This window comes from Pseudomonas guineae (assembly GCF_900113745.1).
GTDB classification, from domain to species: domain Bacteria; phylum Pseudomonadota; class Gammaproteobacteria; order Pseudomonadales; family Pseudomonadaceae; genus Aquipseudomonas; species Aquipseudomonas guineae.
On the sequence record NZ_FOQL01000001.1, the window covers coordinates 1,075,598 to 1,096,979 of the forward strand.

Annotated in this window: 17 protein-coding genes; 6 read left to right on the forward strand and 11 right to left on the reverse strand. The window is 60.2% G+C overall.

Annotated features, from left to right (window positions below):
- The first annotated feature begins 118 nt into the window (after positions 1-118).
- From BMZ32_RS05000 to BMZ32_RS05020, 5 genes are all read left to right on the forward strand, one after another.
- Positions 119-1,633 carry an HDOD domain-containing protein gene (locus BMZ32_RS05000; protein WP_090240229.1) on the forward strand — a complete coding sequence of 505 codons (1,515 nt, stop codon included), beginning with the start codon at positions 119-121 and terminating at the stop codon, positions 1,631-1,633.
- Positions 1,634-1,678: 45 nt separating this feature from the next.
- On the forward strand, positions 1,679-2,494 hold the full coding sequence (locus BMZ32_RS05005; RefSeq protein ID WP_090240230.1) for a rhodanese-like domain-containing protein: 816 nt from the start codon (positions 1,679-1,681) through the stop codon (positions 2,492-2,494).
- 34 nt (positions 2,495-2,528) lie between these two features.
- Positions 2,529-3,395 (forward strand): archaetidylserine decarboxylase, encoded by an 867-nt coding sequence (asd, locus tag BMZ32_RS05010; protein ID WP_167376716.1) that lies wholly within the window; start codon positions 2,529-2,531, stop codon positions 3,393-3,395.
- 229 nt (positions 3,396-3,624) lie between these two features.
- Positions 3,625-5,430, forward strand: coding sequence for a molecular chaperone (locus tag BMZ32_RS05015; RefSeq protein WP_090240233.1), 1,806 nt, complete (start codon positions 3,625-3,627; stop codon positions 5,428-5,430).
- A gap of 64 nt (positions 5,431-5,494) precedes the next feature.
- On the forward strand, positions 5,495-7,564 hold the full coding sequence (locus BMZ32_RS05020) for an EAL domain-containing response regulator (protein ID WP_090240235.1): 2,070 nt from the start codon (positions 5,495-5,497) through the stop codon (positions 7,562-7,564).
- A 52-nt stretch (positions 7,565-7,616) separates the two neighbouring features.
- Here BMZ32_RS05020 and serB read toward each other — a convergent pair whose 3' ends face one another.
- Complete coding sequence (gene serB / locus BMZ32_RS05025; RefSeq protein ID WP_090240237.1) at positions 7,617-8,831, reverse strand: phosphoserine phosphatase SerB; 1,215 nt, start codon at positions 8,829-8,831, stop codon at positions 7,617-7,619.
- A gap of 173 nt (positions 8,832-9,004) precedes the next feature.
- Here serB and BMZ32_RS05030 point away from each other — a divergent pair, with 173 nt between their 5' ends.
- A complete protein-coding gene (locus BMZ32_RS05030; protein ID WP_090240238.1) occupies positions 9,005-10,552 on the forward strand; it encodes an AhpA/YtjB family protein in 1,548 nt (515 codons plus the stop codon).
- Positions 10,553-10,582: 30 nt separating this feature from the next.
- Here BMZ32_RS05030 and BMZ32_RS05035 read toward each other — a convergent pair whose 3' ends face one another.
- From BMZ32_RS05035 to cytX, 10 genes are all read right to left on the reverse strand, one after another.
- The gene (locus BMZ32_RS05035) at positions 10,583-11,287 is read right to left on the reverse strand and encodes a PqiC family protein (protein ID WP_090240240.1); all 705 of its coding nucleotides are present in this window, start codon (positions 11,285-11,287) and stop codon (positions 10,583-10,585) included.
- Between the two features lie 154 nt (positions 11,288-11,441).
- Positions 11,442-13,700, reverse strand: a complete 2,259-nt coding sequence (gene parC, locus BMZ32_RS05040; RefSeq protein ID WP_090240241.1) for a DNA topoisomerase IV subunit A — start codon at positions 13,698-13,700, stop codon at positions 11,442-11,444.
- A gap of 7 nt (positions 13,701-13,707) precedes the next feature.
- On the reverse strand, positions 13,708-14,262 hold the full coding sequence (locus BMZ32_RS05045; RefSeq protein WP_090241559.1) for a retropepsin-like aspartic protease family protein: 555 nt from the start codon (positions 14,260-14,262) through the stop codon (positions 13,708-13,710).
- Positions 14,259-15,242: an esterase-like activity of phytase family protein gene (locus BMZ32_RS05050; protein ID WP_090240243.1), complete on the reverse strand. Its 984-nt coding sequence runs from the start codon at positions 15,240-15,242 to the stop codon at positions 14,259-14,261. The genes BMZ32_RS05045 and BMZ32_RS05050 overlap by 4 nt, the downstream gene beginning before the upstream one ends.
- Positions 15,242-17,146, reverse strand: coding sequence for a DNA topoisomerase IV subunit B (parE, locus tag BMZ32_RS05055; RefSeq protein ID WP_090240244.1), 1,905 nt, complete (start codon positions 17,144-17,146; stop codon positions 15,242-15,244). The genes BMZ32_RS05050 and parE overlap by 1 nt, the downstream gene beginning before the upstream one ends.
- Positions 17,147-17,161: 15 nt before the next feature.
- Positions 17,162-17,773 (reverse strand): YqiA/YcfP family alpha/beta fold hydrolase, encoded by a 612-nt coding sequence (locus tag BMZ32_RS05060; RefSeq protein ID WP_090240246.1) that lies wholly within the window; start codon positions 17,771-17,773, stop codon positions 17,162-17,164.
- 65 nt (positions 17,774-17,838) lie between these two features.
- Positions 17,839-18,660, reverse strand: coding sequence for a 3',5'-cyclic-AMP phosphodiesterase (gene cpdA / locus BMZ32_RS05065; protein ID WP_090240248.1), 822 nt, complete (start codon positions 18,658-18,660; stop codon positions 17,839-17,841).
- 172 nt (positions 18,661-18,832) lie between these two features.
- Entirely contained in the window at positions 18,833-19,285 is a 453-nt protein-coding gene (locus BMZ32_RS05070; RefSeq protein ID WP_090240250.1) for a DUF1249 domain-containing protein, read from the reverse strand.
- A complete protein-coding gene (locus BMZ32_RS05075; protein ID WP_090240251.1) occupies positions 19,276-19,878 on the reverse strand; it encodes an NUDIX domain-containing protein in 603 nt (200 codons plus the stop codon). Before BMZ32_RS05075 ends, BMZ32_RS05070 begins: the two co-directional genes overlap by 10 nt.
- 168 nt (positions 19,879-20,046) lie before the next feature.
- A complete protein-coding gene (gene cytX, locus BMZ32_RS05080) occupies positions 20,047-21,333 on the reverse strand; it encodes a putative hydroxymethylpyrimidine transporter CytX (RefSeq protein ID WP_425272863.1) in 1,287 nt (428 codons plus the stop codon).
- Between the last annotated feature and the right edge of the window lie 49 nt (positions 21,334-21,382).

Consider the following 21,382-nt stretch of genomic DNA (forward strand, 5'->3'; position numbering starts at 1 on the left):
TAAAGAGACTTGCCACGGAGAGTAGAAAGGGGCTTTGCAAAACAACCCTTCTATTTATCGGAAGATTTGCGCGAGACTATAGCCAGTTAAGGTCAAAAGCCAGCTTGTCTCAACCCTCATGCCAAAGCCTATTCACTATCCGCGCACCCTGACCGACTGGCTCAAGCAGCTGGACAGCCAGCTATTGCCTGCATCAATTGACCGCCAGCAGAAGCTGCGCCGTGCGCTGGCGGACAGTAATCGCTCGATGCGCGAGCTGGCGGAGTTAATGCAGGGCTGTCCGGCACTGGTACTCAGCGTAATGCGCGAGGCCAATCGTAAGAGCAGCGGCCTCAGCGAGCAGACTCAAAGCCTCGAAGCCGCCATCAACCGCCTCGGCATCAAACGTACGGAAGACCTGCTCAATCTTCTACCCGCCCTACCCGAGCAGGAGTTGCCTAAAGCCCTCAGGCAAATTCTGCTGATCAGTCAGCACGCCAGCCAGCAAGCAAACGGCCTGTTCGGCGGCCGTTTAGCGCGTCTGTGGCAAGAAGTGCATTGGGGCAGCCTGCTGTTTCTCGCGCCGATCTGGGCGTTACTGACCGCACACCCAGAGCTGTTTGAGGCGTGGGAGCAGCGGGTGCTGATCAAAGGCGAGGCGGCGGCCAAGGTCGAGCATGAGCTGTTGGGCGTACCCTTATTGCAGCTATGCCTCGCATTGAGCGAGCAGTGGCGCCTACCCGAGTGGGTCACCCAGGGTTATCGCTTGCTGGTTAACGATCGACGCTTACTGGTCAAAGCCTTACACATAGCCCGTGATAATGAGCACCCACTGCACCAACAACAGTGCCTGGACGCTGATAGCGACTTGCGTCGCTGGCTGACCCATCCGGCCAACAGCATTCTACTGGCCAACGGCTTGGCGGTTTCGGCGCACTTCGCTTGGAGCAGCCCGCACAGCCTACGCTGGCAGCGCCTGACCGGTTTATTCTTACAATTGCCACTGGGTAATGTGCAGCAACTACTGCACCAAAACGCCGTCAGCAGCGCTCGCCAGCTGCCCGGCACAGACCTCTGGCACCCTGCCGAAGCCTTGATATGGCCGTGGCAAGCGCGGCATCTGCGCGCCATCATCGCGCCGCACAAGGTGGCTGTGGTGAGTGAGTGGCGACAACACTGTGCGCAACTGCTGGCACAGCCCAGCGCGTTTACCAATGTGCTGCAACTTACCGCCTGCGCCAACCAAGCGCTCCAGGCCTGCGGCATGCAGCGCGTGCTAATCCTATTAGCCGACCGCAACCACACTCGCCTCAGCGCCCAGCAACAGAGCGGCCTGGATAAAGCCGCCGCCAGCCTCAGCCTTGACCCGCAGCAAAGCCAAGTACTGCGCCGCCTGCTGAGCACTCCGGCACAATTAAAACTGAGCCCAACCAACATCGCGCAGTTCTCCGCCATGCTGCCCGGTACGCTGAAAAGCCTATTCCCCAGCGAACACTTGCTGATTCGCTCGATCGCCAGCAACAACCGCGTGGTCATGCTGATCTTCGCGGATCAAGGCGGCCAAGCGCTGAGCGATATCAGCGTGCAGGGCTTCGGCAAAACCGTGCAATGCATTGAGCGCGCCCTGACCAGCTTTGCCAACCGCGGGCGCTAGGCTTTCCGTTACACTCTGTCCCTTTATTGTCAAAAGAGGCCCGGCATGTCCGCCTTCGCTGAGTTGCCCTTGCTGATCGAACCCGCCCAACTGGCCTGCCGTCTTGATGCACCCGAGCTGATTTTGGTCGATCTGACCAGCCAGGCGCGCTATGCCGCTGGGCATATCCCTGGAGCACACTTTGTCGACCCCAAGCGGACCCAGCAAGGCCAGCCTCCCGCACCAGGGCTATTGCCGGAGCAGGCGAAACTTGAGCAGCTGTTCGCTGAGCTCGGGCACCATCCGGACGCTGTCTACGCGGTGTATGACGATGAAGGCGGTGGTTGGGCCGGGCGCTTTATCTGGCTGCTGGATGTAATCGGCCACCGCCACTATCACTACCTTAATGGCGGGTTGCTAGCCTGGCAGGCAGAAAGCCGCGAACTGAGCAGCGCTGTGCCGCCGGCTGGTACGCAAGCCATCTGCCTAAACATCGATCCCGCCCCCACCGCCACCCGCGAGTACCTGCAAAGCCGTCTCGGCGCGACTGACCTGGCGATCTGGGACGCCCGCGCCCCCGGCGAATTCAGCGGTGAGAAAGTCCTGGCGCAAAAAGCTGGACATATCCCTGGCGCGGTTAATTTCGAATGGACCGCTGGCATGGACCCGTCACGCGCCTTGCGGATCAACCAAGACATTCAGGCGCAGCTCAACAGCCTCGGTATCACCGCCGACAAAGAAATCATTACCCATTGCCAGACCCATCACCGCTCCGGCTTTACTTACCTGGTCGCCAAGATCCTTGGCTATCCACGGGTAAAAGCCTATGCCGGCTCCTGGGGCGAGTGGGGCAACCATCCAGATACCCCAGTCGAGCGTTGAGCCACCCGCCAGATCGCCTGCCATTTTTTAAGGAATGCTCATGAAAGATCGTTTGTTTATCCTCAGCCAATACGTACTGCCGCACCACCTGCTCTCGCGTCTGATCGGCTACGCCGCCGAATGCCGCGCGGGCTGGTTCAAAAATCGCCTGATTGGTTGGTTTGCCAAGCAATACCAAGTCAACATGAGCGAAGCCCAGGTCGAAGACCTGACGGCGTTTGCCCACTTCAATGATTTCTTCACGCGCGCCTTGAAAGAGGGTGCACGGCCGCTCGACAGCACACCGGGTGCAGTACTCTGCCCCGCCGATGGCGCCGTCAGCCAACTCGGCAAAATCGAACAAGGTCGTATTTTTCAGGCCAAAGGCCACAGCTTCAGTGCGATCGAACTACTGGGCGGCGACAGTGAGCGCGCCGCTGCTTTTATGGGCGGTGATTTCGCCACCATCTACCTCTCGCCCAAGGACTACCATCGCGTGCACATGCCGTTGGCCGGCACCCTCACAGAGATGGTCTACGTGCCGGGCCGACTGTTCTCGGTTAATCAGACCACCGCAGAGAATGTGCCTGAATTATTTGCCCGCAATGAGCGCGTCGTGTGCTTATTCGACACCGAACGCGGACCTATGGCCGTGGTGTTGGTCGGCGCGATGATCGTGGCATCGATCGAGACCGTTTGGGCAGGGCTGGTAACGCCGCCCAAGCGCGTCCTGAAAACCGTCAAATATGACGAAGCTGCGCGCGCGCCGATCAGCCTGGAGAAAGGCGCTGAGTTGGGCCGTTTCAAACTGGGCTCGACCGCCATCGTGCTGTTTGGTCCTGAGCAGGTGCAGTGGGCCGAAGCGTTGGCTGCCAACAGCACGGTCCAGATGGGTGAGAAACTCGCCTTGCCTCGCGGTTAACCAACTCAGCTGGCGCTGCCCGCACGTGCAGACAGCGCCAGCTGCTGAGCAAAGTGAACCTGCGCAGACGAAAACCAGTCACAACAACGACTTCCAGCTGATCAGCCTGTCACAGTCGCTTGGCAATACGGCCAAGGACATGGCTGCGGGGCGCGTTAGATGCTGCTAGAGTCGAACCATAATTCATAGACCCATCTGCCTTGCCCGTGCGCTGGAGTATCCGATTTAGATGGATAAACAGAATTCTCACTTGCTGCTGCGTGTTACCACGCCGGACAAGCAAAGCCTGTCATTCTGCGACGCCAGCCCTCGTGATTTGAAAAAATGGGTCGATGGCCTACCCAAAGCCAATATTGGTGAAACCGCGCGCCAGCTCTATCAGGCCTTGGTCGAACTCAATCAGCTCGTGACGCCCTCGGAAAATCGCCTGCAACTGCTGGAGATCCTTCGCCCGGAAGTTTATTTCGTCTGCAAGCAACTGGAAAAACACTTCCTAAAGCAGGCCATTGTTCTTGATGAGCGCCCACGCAAGGTGGCCAACCTTTGCCAGGCCCTGCAGAACCACCTGGCCGTTGGTTACAAACTGATCGTTGCGCGCCTAGCCTCCCAACCAGGCCGTGAACGCCAGCAATTGCTTGCTATCGCCCTGCAGCGCGCCACGCATAGCCTATGTGGCCCATTGATTCGCGCCAGCCAACTGTACTGCCCGGTTCCCGAAGGCCTCTGGCTGGAGCTGCACCAGCTGTATCAAATTGCCCTAGCGCGCGACCTGCAAAAAAGCATTATTCGAGACAGCCAGGCCTCACACACTCAAGGCCTGAGCACTGAACAAAGCTATCTGGTTGCCCTACTGCTTGGTTGCGCACGCTGCAACCAAATGCGCCAGGGCGCCATTGCACGCCTGGCCGAAGTGCTCGAACCCTGGAGTGCACTGGCCATTCTGCAGGCCGGCGACGAAGCCTCCAGCCTATTCGCGATTGCGCCGCAATTGGATGGCCCCCCTCGCTATATATCGCTGTTCCGGCAGAACGAGCTGCACAACGCGGTAGGGATAGACCCCAGCCAGTTAGTGGACACGATCAAAGAACACCTGCTGCTCCCGGCCGAAGATCTTGCTCAGTCGCGCCTGACCGTGCCCGAGGGGTTCAGCCACGACATGCTTCAGCACCTGGCCGCGGCTTGGGGCGATATCGCCGAGCGCACCTTCCAACGCAGCCAGGGCCAGGGCGCATTGACCCTGTGCATCGGCATGAGCGCACTGCACTTCTACTTAGCAGGTCAGCGCCCGTTTAATGAGGTGCTGCAGCTACCCGTTGAAGCCAATGCTGCGGTATTCAAGGCCGAAGCAGGGCCGCAGGATATCTGGTCGAACGCCTTCGATGCACAGAAGCACAACCAGTGGGAAAACGGCCTGCCCTTCGAGGAAATCCAGTACAGCAAGCCTGGGAAAAGCCTCGACAGCCTGGAAAGCAACGGTGTTGAAAGTTACCCGAGCTTCGAGGTCACTATTGTCAACATCAGTCCCGGCGGCTACTGCCTGTCTTGGCCGAAAGACGTGCCCAGCCAACTCCAGGCCGGCGAACTGCTTGGCGTACAAGGCTTGCCGCAACAAGGTTGGAGCATTGCCGTTGTCCGCTGGATTCGCCAGGTGCGCGGCGGCGGCACACAAATGGGTATCGAACTGATCGCACCACACGCTCAGGCCTGCGGCCTACAGCTGATGCGTAAAGCCGAGCAGAGCAGCCAGTACCTGCGCGCACTTTTACTCCCGGAAATCAGCGCTATTTCGAGACCGGCAAGCCTGATTACTGCCCGCCTGCCTTTTCAGGAAGGCAACAAGGTCAGCATTAATCTAAATGGCAGCGAACACCGCGCGGTACTCAGCCGTCGACAAACCAGCACCGGCAGCTTCAATCAATTCGAATACCGCGGCGTCGAACAGGTCGGCAGCGAGCACGGGAAGCCTGTCACAGCGCCGAAAACCCGTACACCAGGCGGGGAGGAAGACTTTGACTCACTCTGGAAGTCGCTGTAGATTGCCGATGCACTCCCTTTTGTCGCCTTTTCGCGCCCGTTCGGCGCAGATTTGATACCAAACCATGGCCATTGAAAAAAAAACCATTCGGCTACTGATACTCGAAGACTCGCAAAACGAGGCCGAGCGCCTCGTCAGCCTGTTCCGTAACGCAGGACGGGCCACCCGAGTGCACCGCCTGAGCTCCAGCGATGATCTGAACGAGGCCTTGCAGCAAAGCTGGGACCTGCTGATCTGCGCACCGAGCAGCGAACAGCTTGCCCCCAGTGAGGCGATTGGTGCGATCCGCCGCCAGGCAAAAGACATTCCGGTCATTCAGCTGCTCGCCGACAACGACTCCGACAGCATCACCGAAGCCCTGATGCTCGGTGCCCAGGATGCTCTGCCGCAAGGCGAGGACGAGCGTTTGGTCTTGGTGGCTAAACGCGAACTGGCCAACCTGGAAGAGCGCCGTGCCCGCCGCGCTTCGGAAGTCGCCCTGCGTGAAGCGGAAAAACGCTGCCAGTTGCTGCTCGAAAGCTCAGTCGATGCAATCACCTACGTGCATGAGGGCATGCACATCTACGCCAACCGCGCGTACCTTGAGCTGTTCGCCTACGTGGATGCTGACGAACTGGAAGGCATGCCGATGATCGACCTGATCGTTAGCAGCGACCAGGCGAACTTCAAGGATTTCTTAAAGAATTATCACAGCGCCGAAGGTCATGCCGAACTGAAGTGCAACGGAATGAAGGCTAACGGCCAGAGCTTTCCAGCACAGATGAGTTTTTCCCCGGCCACCTATGATGGTGAACCGTGCATTCAGGTGGTGATTCGCGCCGAAAGCAGCAATGCCGAGCTGGAAGAGAAGCTGCGCGAGATCAGCAGTCAGGACTTGGTCACGGGCCTGTTCAACCGCACGCATTTCCTAGAACTAATGGATAACGCCGCCGAGCGTGCAGTGAATGCAGGCCAGCCAGCGACCCTGGCGTATATCCGCGTTGATCACTACGCCAGCCTGCTCGCCGACATCGGCTTGGCGGGCATCGACATCCTCCTCACTGATCTGGCTAACCTGCTGCGCACGCACTTCAGCGCTGACGCGCAGCTGGCCCGTTTTGGTGATGACGTGTTTGCTGTGCTGCAGCCTGGCGTCAGCCCGGAAAGTACCCACGAACAACTCAGCAGCTTGCTGAAAAAAGTCGAATGCCACCTGTTCGACGTCAGCGGCCGCACCGTACAAAGCACTCTGTCGATTGGCGTAGCTGGGCTCAACGAAAAAACCGCCAAAGCCCAAGAGGTGGTCAACCGCGCCCACCGCTGTGCTGACGAGTTGAGTGATGGCAACGCCATCAAACTGTTCAACCCCGCAGACGAACTGGCTGCTGCTGCCAACCGAGGCAACATCGCCGCGATGATTCAACAGGCGCTGGAGAAAAACAGCTTCCGCCTGCTGTTCCAGCCGATCATCAGCCTGCGCGGCGATAGCTTTGAACACTATGAAGCGCTGTTACGCCTGATCAACCCACAAGGCGAAGAAATCCCGCCGAAAGAACTGTTCAGTGCGGCGAAAGACGCCGGGCTTGCCGAGAAAATTGACCGCTGGGTGATTCTCAACTCAATCAAACTGCTCGCCGACCACCGCAGCAAAGGCCATAACACGCGTCTGTTCGTGCACCTTTCGAGCGCCAGCGTGCAGGACCAAACCCTGCTACCGTGGCTTAGCGTTGCCTTGAAAGCCGCCCGCCTGCCGTCTGACTCGCTGGTGTTCCAGTTCAGCGAGCCGGACGCGATTGCCTACTTGAAGCAGGCTAAGGCCATTACTCAAGGCCTTAATGAGCTGCACTGCAAGACTGCGCTGACCCAATTTGGCTGCTCGCTCAACCCCTTCAACACCCTTAAGCACCTGCATATCGACTTCGTCAAAGTCGACAGTTCGTTCTCACAGGACCTGAGCAGCGCGGAAAATCAGGAAACCCTGAAAACCTTGCTCGCCAGCCTACACGCCCAAGCGAAGCTAACCATTGTGCCCTTCGTCGAGACCGCTAGCGTGCTGGCAACGCTCTGGCAGGCCGGGGTTAATTATATTCAGGGGCATTACTTGCAGGGCCCGAGCCAGTCGATGGATTACGACTTCTCAGCCGACGACGAGTAACCGCGCGCAGAAAGCAAAAAGCCGCCCTAGGGCGGCTTTTTTAGCCTGTAATTTATTCCAGGCCGTCGCGGTCGCGAAAGCCGAGCAGATACAGAATGCCGTCCAAACCTAGGGTCGAGATCGCTTGTTTAGCCGATTGTTTGACCAGCGGTTTGGCACGGAAGGCCACACCGAGGCCGGCGATCGCCAGCATGGGTAAATCATTGGCGCCATCACCCACGGCAATCGTCTGTTCCAAGCGCAAGCCTTCCTTAAACGCTAGCTCACGCAGCAGATCGGCTTTGCGCTGAGCATCGACGATCGGCTCCACCGCGACGCCAGTGACCAGACCATCAACAATCTGCAGTTCGTTGGCGAATACGTAGTCGATACCGAGCGTGGTCTGCAGTTGCTTGGCAAAGTAAGTGAACCCCCCAGAAAGGATCGCCGTCTTGTAGCCCAGACGACGCAGCTCACTGAACAAGGTTTCAGCGCCTTCAGTAAGCCGCAGCGATACGCCGATATCGGCCAATACCGTTTCCGGCAGACCTTTGAGCAGTGCCAGGCGCTCGCGGAAACTGGCGGCAAAATCTAGCTCACCGCGCATGGCACGCTCGGTAATCTCGGACACCTGCTCACCCACGCCTGCGGCCTTGGCCAGCTCGTCGATCACCTCGGCTTCAATTAGCGTCGAGTCCATGTCGAACACCGCTAACCGGCGATTGCGCCGATACAACGAGTCGCGCTGGAAGGCGATATCGACATTTAACTCCTGCGCCACACTAAGGAACTCGGCGCGTAAGGCTGCCGGATCCGCCGGCTCGCCCCGCACCGAGAATTCGATACAACCCTTGCCTTGCTCGGCAGGCATGTCCAACGGCATGCGCCCGGAAAGGCGGTCGATATGATCAATATTCAGCTCATAACGTGCCGTGATCGCACTGACGCGCTGCAACTGCTCAGCCGTGACCTTGCGCGTCAGCAGGGTGACGATATGCCGGGCCTTGCCCTGACCGCCAACCCACTGCTGGTAATCCGCTTCGGAAACCGGGGTAAAGCGCACTTGCTGATCGAGCTTGTATGCGGTGAAGAGAATATCCTTAAGCACCGACGACGCTCGCTCGGTGTCCGGGATCTCGACCAGGATGCCGAACGACAGCGTGTCATGGATCACCGCCTGGCCAATATCGAGGATATTCACCCCGCCCTGGGCCAGTACACCGGTGATAGCAGCGGTCAAACCGGGACGGTCTTCACCGGTGATATTGATCAGGACGATTTCGCGCAAGGCTCGGTCTCCGGGACAGTGGAAGGGGCAGCAGCTTGCAGAACAGATCGCAAGCAACGGAAAGGCGCACATTCTACCCATTTCCATCGATAAACAGCCACGCGCGGCGCTTTGCCCACTGCTGAGGCACCGCTATACTGCGCGCCACCTACAGTCGACATGAGCCGAGCTCTGTGAACCGGCCCGCCCCCGTAAAGCCCGATAATTTCTTTCTGCTGCTGTTCCAGGCCCTGCGGCAAAAGCGCATCCCCCTGGCGCTGCGTATTGTCTGTCATAGCCTACTGCTAGTGGCCCTGGCCTTGGTGATCTATGGCTGGGTCATCGGCATGCAATTCAAATATGCCATGCAGCAGCAGGCCGAAGCCTTGGGCACCAGCCTGATTACCCAGACGGCCACCTCGGCGACCGAGCTGCTGGTGTCCAACGACATCCTCAGCCTCAATGTGTTGTTGAATAATTTGGTGAAAAATCCGCTGGTAGCCCATGCGGCGATCTACAGCGTCGATAACCGCATCCTCGCCGAGGCGGGCTCACGGCCAAGCCAAAGCATGCTCGGTGAAACCGAAGGGCTGTATTCCACGCCCATCACCTTCCAGGAAGTAATAGCCGGGCAGCTGCGTATCAGCCTGGACATGCGGCAGTTCCAACAACCGATGACCATCAGTCTGCAAAGCATGGGCATTCTCAGCCTGATTTTGCTGGCCCTGGCCTTATCGCTGAGCATGCGCCTGGGGCGGCACATCTCCACGCCACTGCTGCAACTGCGTGTCTGGCTGCGCGACCCGGATGACCCGGCCCCGGGTAGCGGTCGCCAGGATGAAATCGGCGACCTGGCGCGTCAGCTGCAAGCCCGCCTGGTCCCGGAAAAACCTGTAAAGCCTGAAGAACAAACGTTCTACCACGACCAGCCGAGCACCGAAGAGGCTGACGACTACCTCGATGAATCGTTCGATGATGAGCCCGACTTCGAGGTGCGCAATCTGAATGATGATCGCTTCGATGAGCAGGATGAACCGCTTGAGTCCCTGCATACCGACGCCGAGCACTTCCTCGACAGCGCCGTGGATGATCCCTTTTCCGAACTGCGCGATGACGCCGAGCGCGAACCAGCCCCCGTTTACGCGCCGGTCGCCCAGCAACCACTGCCCAGCGCCGTACTGGCGATCCAGCTAGGTGCCCAGGAGCAGCTGCGCCGCCTACCGCGCGCGCGCCTGATGGAATTGCTGCAACGCTACCGCGACTGCTTGGACCGAGCCGCCAATCTTTACCAAGGCGAACTGCATACCCTGAGCGATGGCAGCAGCCTGATGCTGTTCCATCAACTGGATTGCGGCGAGGATTATCTGACCCACGCCATCTGTTGCGGCGAGCTGATGCGCGCCCTTGGCCATGCCCTGCAAATCGAAGTGGCGGACAGCGGCATCACCCTGCAACTGCAACTCGGCCTGACCCTCGGCGAAAACCTTAGCAACCTCAGCCAAGGCGACCTGCTGCTAAGTGAAACAGCACAGAGTGCACTGGCGCTGTCTCAGCACAGTCGCAACCTGTTACTGGTCGAACGCAGAGTTGCCGACGATGCGCTGATCAGCCAGCGGGCGCGTATTCGTGCCATCGCCAGCCCGCAGGGTGCGTGCTGCGTGGAGCGCCTGCTAGAGCCTTATCCATCACTGCTGGAGCGCCAACTGGCGCACATGCACGAAAGCAACCCGCCGCCTGCCTGACCACTTCGGACAGGCGCTTAGTCTGTGTCGCTAGAAGCGGAAGACTTCGCTTTCCCCACGCATTGGCTCCACCACCGGAATACGCGGTGGCACCGGCGGCTCAGGCTTTACCGGTGCGTGCTTACGCGCCGGCGCAGGTGCCTTAGGCGCAGGCATGCTCTGGGTTTCGACGGCCGCAGCCAATTGCTCGACCAACTGTTGCACCACCAAACTCTGTGCCCGCACCTGGTCGACGATGCTGCCATTGTGGCCTTCTTCTAGGTGTACCAAACGCCCATCCAGCAACTTACCGTCCGCCCCCGCCAGCCGCCATTGCGCTTCCAGCACAGCCGGTCGCTGCGGACCGGAGTCCAGACGGGTGATCGACAAGCCCAGGCGAACCTGCGGCACGAACCCCGCTGTAGTCGGCGCCAACACCAAGCGCTGACTGTTCAGACGCGAGGCCAGCTGGCGCACTAACTGCTGGTCGATATCAGACGCCAGGCTACCGGCCCAGCTCGCATTCTCTGCGGCAGTCAGGCTGCCATCGGCCTGACGCTGCAACAGCGCCTCACGCTGCAGATAATCAGCAATCGCTACTGGCCCAAGCAACACGGCAATGCCCTGCTCGGCAGCAGGTACGCGGATATCGCCGCTATCGAGCTGGTAAAGCGGCGCTTGTTGATAGCGCACACAACCCGCCAGGCTGAGCACACCGGCCAGCAGCAAAATCCCGGGAAAACGCAGTGCAGTCATCTCATTCATCCAGCCGGTAAATCTGCCGGCGCGCATACAAAGTTAGGGGCAGGCGGGTTGCTTAAGCCAACCCGCGTTGCGGCTGAGCATCATCCTTGAAAGCCACTCGCGACTCCAGCGCCACACGGTGGAACGCTGGGTTTGCCGCCAACACTTAGCCCTGAACCTCAACCAACAGACTATCGACACGCTGGAAACCACGCGGCAGCTTATTGCCGCGCCGCCCGCGCTCGCCCTTGTAGTGCTCGAGGTCATCAGGCTTGAGCGATAGCGTGCGCTTGCCGGCCTGGAGCACCAAGGTGCTGCCTGCCGGTAGCACAGCCAGGTCGGTGAGGTATTCCTCACGCGAAGCGACTCTCTCGCCGGGGATGCCGATGATCTTGTTGCCCTTGCCCTTGCCCAATTGCGGCAGGTCGGCCACCTTGAACAACAGCAGACGGCCTTCGGTAGTGACCGCCGCCAGCCAGTCCTCTTCACGATTGCCCAGCGGCTTCGGCGGCACCACCCGCGCACCGGCTGGCAGGCTAAGCAGCGCTTTGCCGGCCTTATTCTTGGCTTGCAGGTCTTCGCCTTTAACCACAAAGCCGTAGCCAGCATCGGAGGCGATCACAAACAGTGCACTGTCATCCGGCAGCAACACACACTCGAAGGTCGCGCCCGGCGGCGGGGTTAGTCGTCCAGTCAGCGGCTCGCCCTGACCGCGTGCGGACGGCAGTGAGTGCGCGGCCAACGAATAGCTACGCCCGGTGGAGTCAATAAATACTGCGAACTGATTGGAACGGCCCGGCGCTGAGGTTTTGAAGCCATCGCCGGCTTTGTATGACAGCCCAGTGGCGTCGATGTCGTGACCCTTGCCACAACGTACCCAGCCTTTCTCCGAGATCACTACGGTGACCGGCTCAGTCGGCATCAGCTCGGTTTCGCTCAAGGCTTTAGCTTCGGCGCGAGCGACGATGGGGGAACGACGGTCGTCACCGTACTTCTCAGCGTCCTCAATTAACTCTTTGCGCACCAGTTTCTTCAGCTTGGCCTCACTGCCAAGCAAGGCTTGTAACTTGTCGCGCTCTTTGGCCAGTTCGTCTTGCTCGCCACGGATCTTCATTTCCTCAAGGCGCGCAAGCTGACGCAGGCGGGTGTCGAGGATGTAGTCAGCCTGAATATCGTCGAGGCCGAAACGCGCCATCAACACCGGCTTGGGCTGGTCCTCGGTGCGGATGATGTGGATCACTTCATCCAGGTTGAGGAAGGCGGTGAGCAAGCCTTCCAACAAATGCAGGCGCCGCTCAACTTTGTCTAAGCGGAACTGCAGACGACGGCGCACGGTATTCACCCGGAACACCAACCACTCCGTCAGCAGGGTGCGCAGGTTTTTCACCGAGGGCTTACCGTCCAGACCAATCACGTTAGTGTTGACCCGGTAGCTGGACTCCAGCTCGGTGGTGGCGAACAGATGCTGCATCAGCTCGGCGGCATCCACACGGTTAGAGCGCGGAATGATGACGATACGGCATGGGTGCTCGTGGTCCGACTCGTCGCGCAGGTCGGCGACCATCGGCAGCTTCTTCGCCTGCATCTGAGCGGCAATCTGCTCCAGCACCTTGGCTCCGGAGACCTGATGCGGCAGTGCGGTGACGACGATATCGCCATCCTCGACGCGGTACACCGCGCGCATGCGCACCGAGCCCTTACCGGTCTCATAGATTTTCAGCAGATCCGCACGCGGCGTGATGATCTCCGCTTCGGTCGGGTAATCCGGGCCGAGCACATGCTCGCAGAGCTGCTCGACCGTGGCATTCGGCTCGTCCAGCAAACGAATACAAGCCGTTGCCACTTCGCGCAGGTTATGCGGCGGTACATCAGTGGCCATGCCCACGGCGATGCCGGTGGTGCCGTTGAGCAGCAAGTTAGGTAAACGCGCCGGTAAAGTAGCCGGCTCGTTCATGGTGCCGTCGAAGTTTGGCACCCAGTCGACAGTGCCCTGGCCCAGCTCGGTGAGCAGTACTTCGGCGTAACGCGACAAACGCGCCTCGGTGTAACGCATGGCCGCGAAGGACTTGGGATCATCCGGCGCCCCCCAGTTACCCTGACCGTCAACCAGGGTGTAGCGATAACTGAACGGCTGGGCCATCAGCACCATCGCTTCGTAGCAGGCGCTGTCGCCGTGCGGATGGAACTTACCAAGCACGTCACCGACTGTACGCGCCGACTTCTTGTGCTTGGAGTCGGCGTCCAGACCCAGCTCGCTCATGGCATAGATGATCCGGCGCTGCACCGGCTTGAGGCCGTCACCAATATGCGGCAGCGCACGGTCCATGATCACGTACATGGAGTAATTGAGGTAAGCCTGCTCGGTAAAGTCGGCAAGGGAACGGCGCTCTACACCGTCCAGGCTCAAATCGAGGGAGTCGCTCATGCGTGCCTCATTGCAAAGTGGGTTGCTGCGAAAGGGGTTGTTGCGAAGTTGTCTGGCGCAGCATTAAGGTACCGCCGCGCTGGGTAAATTCGAGTTGTTTCAGGGCACTCATGCCCAGCAATACGTCATCGCCGCCCATCCCGGGGGCAATCAAGGCATCTACATCGGTCAGGACGATATCGCCCAGCTGCAAGCGCTGCAGGCGCGTGCGATGGGCGGTAGCGCGGCCATTGGCAGTGTTAATGAGGATCGCCGCGCCGGTTTGTAAGCCAAGGCGCTGGGCCACCTCGACAGGCACCGCTACCGAAGTTGCCCCCGTATCGAGGAGGAACGTCACGTCCTCACCATTGATCGTGCCGCCAGCCATGTAGTGGCCTTGGCGACTGCTGGCCAACTGAACCTCCACATAGCCACTGCCATGCAGCGACTCAGGCGTGCGATTAGGGTTGTGCTGGCCTTCTTCCCAGTCGCCAAAAAACTTAGTCGCCAGCAACAACGCCGCGCCCCAAGCCAGCACCAGCATCACTCGCCCGGCGCGCTTACCTGCAGGCTGGCGGCTCAAGGCTTGCTGCCCCAACCGTCTTTAGGCGCGGAAAGGCGCCAAATGATCGGGCGTGACTCGCCGTCGGCACGGCTGAAACGGCCATTATCGACACCGACCCATGCGCCATCCTGATCCACCCACAGCGCTTCGGCCAGACCATAAGATGGCGGATAGAGGCGCTCCGGGGTCAGCGCCTCAGCGGCAAACGACCAACAGCGCTCGACCTCAGCAGTGCTCAGGCTGCGCCGACAGATACGGTGCGCCTGACGCTCAAGGGTGAAGAGTTTTTCGTTATGGAAGGCCAGACCGGAGAAATCCCGCGGCTGCTCTTCGGCGCCCAGCTGCTCAGGTGCAGGCGCCGTACCCGCCTCGCTAAACAGTACGCAACCGCCCGTGCAGCGCCACGTGGAGCGCTGCTTGTGCACCACCAGCAAGCCACGGCGCATGCGCTCGGCCGCCAGGTACAAGCGCTCACCCGCAGGATCAACGGCAATGCCCTCCAGCAATGAGTTGAAATGCAGCAACATGCCGCTGGCGCGCGCTTGCCGCACCAGGCTAGGGGGCAGCTTCAACCAATTAGGCTCGCCTATCACCGGCAACTGCAGCACAGCCGCATGGGCCTCGCTGACCAGGTAGCGGTTACCGGCGGCATCGCAGCTCACGCCCTCGAAGTCCAGCTCGCCACCGCGCACCTGCCCGGCGGCCCAGTTGCGCATACGCAGCCCCCAGGGCAGCGCGGCATCCGGAGCAGGCGGCGCCACAAAGGTCTCGGCTGAAGCTTGCCACTGCGAGGCGTCAGACTCCAGGCGATACAGCTGCTGATCATCACGATCAGAAACCGCCCACAGCGCGCCATCGCACCAGGCCAGGCCGGACAGGTTGCCACCGCTGACGCCACTGACCGGCTGTTCGTTGAGCAGTTTCAGCTCTTCCAGCGCTGCGGCACTGGCCAGCCAAGGGGCGCAAAACAGCAGGCAGGCCGCCAACAGCCGTTGCATCAGAGCAACACCTCGGCCAGGTTGCCCTTGGACTCCAGCCAGGATTTACGGTCGCCTGCGCGCTTCTTCGCCAGCAGCATGTCCATCATTTCCTGGGTGCCGGGATAGTCATCCAGGGTCAGTTGCACCAGACGCCGGGTGTTGGGGTCCATGGTGGTTTCACGCAGCTGCGGCGGGTTCATTTCACCCAGGCCTTTAAAACGGGTGACCTGTGGCTTACCACGGCGCTTTTCGGCCACTAAACGGTCAAGAATGCCGTCGCGCTCGGCTTCATCCAGTGCGTAGAAAATTTCTTTGCCCAAATCGATGCGGTACAACGGCGGCATCGCCACATAGACGTGACCCGCGTCCACCAGCGGGCGGAAATGCTGAACGAACAGGGCGCAGAGCAAGGTAGCGATGTGCAGGCCGTCGGAGTCAGCGTCGGCGAGAATGCAGATTTTGCCGTAGCGCAGCTGAGAAAGGTCGCTTGAGCCAGGGTCGAGGCCAACCGCCACGGCGATGTTGTGCACCTCCTGACTGGCCAGCACTTCGCTGCCATCGACTTCCCAGGTGTTCAGAATCTTACCGCGCAGCGGCAGAATCGCCTGGAATTCTTTATCGCGCGCCTGCTTGGCCGAGCCGCCGGCGGAATCACCTTCGACCAAAAACAGTTCAGAACGCATCGGGTCCTGGCCCGCGCAATCAGCCAGCTTACCGGGCAATGCCGGCCCCTGAGTAATACGCTTGCGCTCGACTTTCTTGCCCGCTTTAAGGCGACGATTGGCGTTGCTGATTGCCAGTTCGGCGAGTTGCTGGCCCAGCTCAGGGTGGCCGTTGAGCCACAGGCTAAAGGCATCTTTGACCACGCCAGAGACGAAAGCTGCGGCCTCGCGGGACGACAAGCGCTCCTTGGTCTGCCCGGAGAACTGCGCATCCTGCATCTTCATCGAGAGGACGAAGGCGATGCGCTCCCAGATATCTTCCGGGGCCAGCTTGACCCCGCGCGGCAGCAAGCTGCGGAACTCGCAGAACTCGCGCATGGCATCCAGCAGGCCCTGACGCAGGCCGTTGACGTGAGTGCCGCCCTGAGCCGTAGGAATCAGGTTGACGTAGCTTTCCTGCACTGCATCGCCGCCTTCCGGCAGCCACAGCAGGGCCCAGTCCACGGCTTCTTTATTACCCGCTAGGCTGCCGCAGAAGGGCTCATTGGGCAGGCGTTCAAATTCACTGACCGCATCCACCAGATAGGAGCGCAGGCCGTCTTCATACATCCACTCGACTTTCTCGCCGCTGGCTTTGTCTTCAAAGCTGACGGCCAGGCCTGGGCACAACACAGCCTTGGCCTTGAGCACATGTTTGAGACGGCTGACCGAGAATTTGAAGGCGTCGAAATACTTGGGATCGGGCCAGAAGTGCACACTGGTACCGGTGTTGCGCTTGCCCACCGAGCCAATCACCGCCAGGTCGCTGGATTTGTAGCCATCAGCGAAGCTCATTTGGTATTCATTGCCGTCACGCTTGACCGTGACGACCACGCTCGTCGACAGCGCGTTGACCACCGAGATACCCACACCGTGCAGGCCGCCGGAAAACTGGTAGTTCTTGTTGCTGAACTTGCCGCCGGCGTGCAGCTTGGTAAGGATCAGCTCGACCCCCGGCACGCCCTCTTCCGGGTGAATGTCCACCGGCATGCCGCGACCGTCGTCGAGCACTTCCAGCGAATTGTCCTCATGCAGGATCACCTGAATCGACTTGGCATGCCCGGCCAGCGCTTCGTCGACGCTGTTGTCGATGACTTCCTGGGCCAGGTGGTTGGGCCGGCTGGTGTCGGTGTACATGCCCGGGCGTTTGCGCACCGGGTCGAGGCCGGAAAGGACTTCGATGGCATCGGCGTTGTAAGAGCTAGAACCTTGCTGGGCCATGGGGTCTCTTGTTCGTCAATTGAGAGCGGAAAAGTCGATATCCTGCCACAGATGGCGAGGAATACCGGCGAAAGCGAAAAGCATCGGCAGGCGCTCGGCAAAACCCTGAAAGCCATGATCGCCACCGGCCTGGATACGCAGCGCGCTGGCCAGGTAATACGCCTGGGCATCACGGTAATCGAGGGTTTCATCGGCGGTCTGCAGCCACACCTGATAACGCGCGGGATCTTGTAGCGTGGCAACGTCCAACTCTGCCAGTGCCGCCAGATGGTCGGCGGTTAGCTCCCAGGTTTCATCGTTGTAATAGTTCTTCTGCGGGCCCAGATAGCCCTCGAAACGCAGGTGCGGGCGCACGGCGGGGTTGATCAATAGCGCCGGCAGCCCATGTCGCTCAGCCAGATAGGTCGCATAGTAGCCGCCCAGCGAGCTGCCAACCAGCACGGGGCGACCAAGCTCGCTAATCAGCGCGTCGAGCTGAGCAACCGCCTGCCGCGGATGATGGTGCAAAGCAGGCACACGCAGCTGCGCGGCCAAGCCCAGCTGCTGCATGGCGCGCAGCAACAGGCTGGCCTTGTGCGAAGCCGGCGAGCTGTTAAGCCCGTGGAGATAAAGTATGGATGGGGTCATGGGCGGGAGGCTAACCGTTAGCGGCGACCGGCTGCAACCGCTTCGCCGCTGCGCTAGGCAACGCCTTAATAGCCTTTGATGGTGTAATCGATTTCGAACGTGATGCCCGTAACCCGCGACACTCCAGTCTCCAGGCGGCCATCGTCAAACAAACGCAGCCAGCGATAGCCGGGCGCGCTCTTATCGACTTGGAACTCTTCGCTACCGGGGACGAACTGCACGCAGGTAGAAGGCGACGCCAACAAACGAATCGGCCCGCGCTGCTGGTCAAGCTCCTGATGGATATGCCCCCAAAGCAGCGCCCGCACATTGTTGAAACGCTCCAGCACGGCAAACAAGGCATCGCGATTGCGCACCCCGATAGGCTCCATCCATTTGCAGCCGATGGACACCGGATGATGGTGCAAGCAGATCAGATGGTGGCGATCTGGCGCTTCGCTCAACGCGCGCTCCAACAGCGCCAGTTGCTGATCATCGAGATAGCCCGGCACGGCCCCTGGAATAGAGGAATCAAGCAGCGTCACACGCCAGTTACCCAGATCAATCACCGGATCGAGCAGATCCGTGCCGACACAGGTGGCCTGCATGGCGGGCACTTCATCATGGTTACCAGGAAACCAGCGCGCCGGCGCGGGAATGGCCGCGGTCATGTCACGAAAGCGCTGGTAGGACTCAGCGCTGCCATCCTGCGAGAGGTCGCCGCTGGCCAACACCAGGTCGATCTGCGGCTGTTCTTGCAGCACGCGCTCAATCACCTGTTGCAAGCTGTCCTGGGTATCCATACCCAATAGCTTGCCTGCTGTATCGGCAAATAGATGGCTGTCGGATAACTGCACTAGCAGTACCGAGCGATCAACAGCAGTGCTTTTAGTCAGTGCGTCCGGCAAGACCTTCTCCTTGGGCGGAATGCATGAATTATGCTGGCAGCCCGGCCGGCGGTAAACCCGCTAAAGGGGAATAGGTCACAGAACGCCCGCTGTAAATCCAGCGCCTGCATTAAAGGCCAGCCCGGTCGAGGCGCTTGACCTGCAGCAGGATTCAGCTGATGGCGCGCGAACGCTAGCGAACCGGCGCCAACTCATGGCCGCAAGCCAGGCAATGGCTTAACCATTCGCCGAGAAACAGGTTGAGCTGAGTCTTTTCATCCGGCTGGTGCATCGCCGCATTCGGATACGGGTAGCGGCCATGAAAACGCCGCGCGCTTTGTGCGCCCACCACTTCAGCCATGCGCGCATCGTGGTACACGCGCACCTCCAACTGTGGCACCGGCAGCCAGGCCAGGCTGTGCTCTTGGCGCACCGAAAGGGTCGAGGTGTAGGGGCACGTCTCTAGCACGTCCAGCGCCAGCACCCCGAGCTGCTGCTCGCCTTGGCTCAGCGCTACCCGCCGCGTTTCACCACCCTCACGCATTGCCGGTAACAGCTGCATCAGGCGCGCATAATTAGCCTCGCAAGCGGCTTGCAGCTCGACCAGGTCGACCCGATAGCGCTCGCGCAGCAGGTTCATGACCATAGGCCCCTGACTTCAGTACGATTCAGCGCCAGCCACTGCAAGGCAATAATGCTCGCGGCATTGTCGATACGCCCGTCCTTGAGCGCATCCAAGGCATCTTCCAGCGGCCAGACATGCACACGAATGTCCTCGCCTTCTTCCGCCAGGCCATACACGCCTCCAGCCCCTTCACTGTCACAACGGCCGACAAACAGATGCACGCGCTCATCCGAGCCGCCAGGCGACGGGTAATACTGCGTGATGGGCCATAAAGAGGTCAGCGCCAAATTGGCTTCTTCCAGCGCCTCTCGGCGCGCCACCTCCTCTGGCACCTCGTCTTTATCGATCAGCCCAGCCACCAGCTCCAGCAGCCAGGGATTGGCGCTTTTATCCAGCGCCCCGATGCGAAACTGCTCGATCAGCACCACGCAATCACGCTGCGGGTCGTAGGGCAGCACGCACACCGCATCATGGCGCACGAATAATTCGCGGGTAAGCGTAGGCCCCATGTCACCGGCAAACTGGCGATGGCGCAAGCGCAGCCGATCAAGCTTATAGAAACCGCTGAAACAGGCTTCGCGCTCGATCACTTGAACATCGTCTTGAGCATTCATCTACGGACTCCAAAAACGTGACTGACGCGACCGGCGACGGCTTTGCCGGCCCGCGTATTCAGCACAGCTTACACGCTGTTTCTAGGCGCCTGGCAAGCCACCATTGCGACTGCCAGGCAAACAGCGGCGCAGCACTGCCGCACGATTACCGCTGCCAAGGCCTGCCTATCAGCTGATCGTAGCCAGGCGCTTGCGGCTCAGCCCACCCAGCAGCAACTGCAGCCCTGCGGCCAACAAGAACGCCGGTAGGGTCGCACCGATTTCTGGCGAATAATGGCTGAGCAGGTGATACACCACCGCACCACTGCCCCAGGCCAACAAGGTATCGCCACGCCAGGCACACACGGGAGCCAGTTCTGCGCGACGACGGCGCAGAATAAAGTGATCAACCAACACCACGCCAAACAGCGGCGCAAATACCGAGCCGATCAACAACAGGAAGTTCTGATATTCGGCCAGCGGCGCCAACCAGGCAATTAGGGTGCACAGCACGCCAATCGCCAGGGCCAACTGCTCAACCCGCAGCGGCAGCACGATACCGGCAGACACCGCCGCAGAGTGGATGTCGGCGAAGGCGTTTTCCGACTCATCGAGCAAAATCAGCAGCAGTGGGATGCCCAGGCCAGCACCGGCCAGCGCCAGTAGCAACGCGTTGGCCTCAGCACCGGTAGCAAAAGCCAATGTATAGGCCACGCCCAGGCTCATCAGCCAGACATTTCCGAGGAAGAAGCCCAACGCCGTACCACCAAACACCCGCACCGCGCTCTTGCCGAAGCGCGAGTAGTCGGCAATCAGCGGTAACCAGGACAGCGGCATGGCAATCGCAATGTCAAAGCCCAGGGCAAAGGGCATCGAGCCATCGCCGCCACGCGCCCAGATGCTGGCCAAATCAGCCTTATCGAACAGGTTCCAGGTCAGCCACAGGCAGGCGCCGAGGAGCAACCAGATGCCCCACTTGCGCAATATTCTGCGCACGAAGGTCAGCGGCCCGGTGACTGCCAGCAGGGTTGCCAGCGTGCCGAAGAACAAGGTCCACAGCAGTGGGTTACTCCAGGCGCTACCCGCGCCAAATGCGCGCTCGGCCAAAACGCCGGCAGCATCGCGCATCACGATGATCTCGAATGCGCCCCAGCCAACCAGCTGCAGCACATTGAGCAGGGCCGGCAGCAGCGCGCCCTTGCTGCCCAGGCTGAGCTTCAAAGCCGCCATACTGGAACGCCCGGTGTCGCTGCCGATGACGGCAACGGCGCCAAGCAACAGCACGCCAACAGCCGTGCCGCAGACAATCGCCAGTAACGCGCCACTCATGCCCAGTCCCGGCGCCAGCAAGGCCCCGAGCTGCAAGACCATCAAGCCGATACCCAGAGAAAACCACAGCGAAAACATGTCCCGCGTACCCAGTACGCGCTGGTCAAGACCCACGCTCTGGTGCGGGGAGTAGGTGTTGGTCGTCATCACGATAAAAACCACCTCAGAAAAAATAAAAACCACCCAGGGCGCAAAC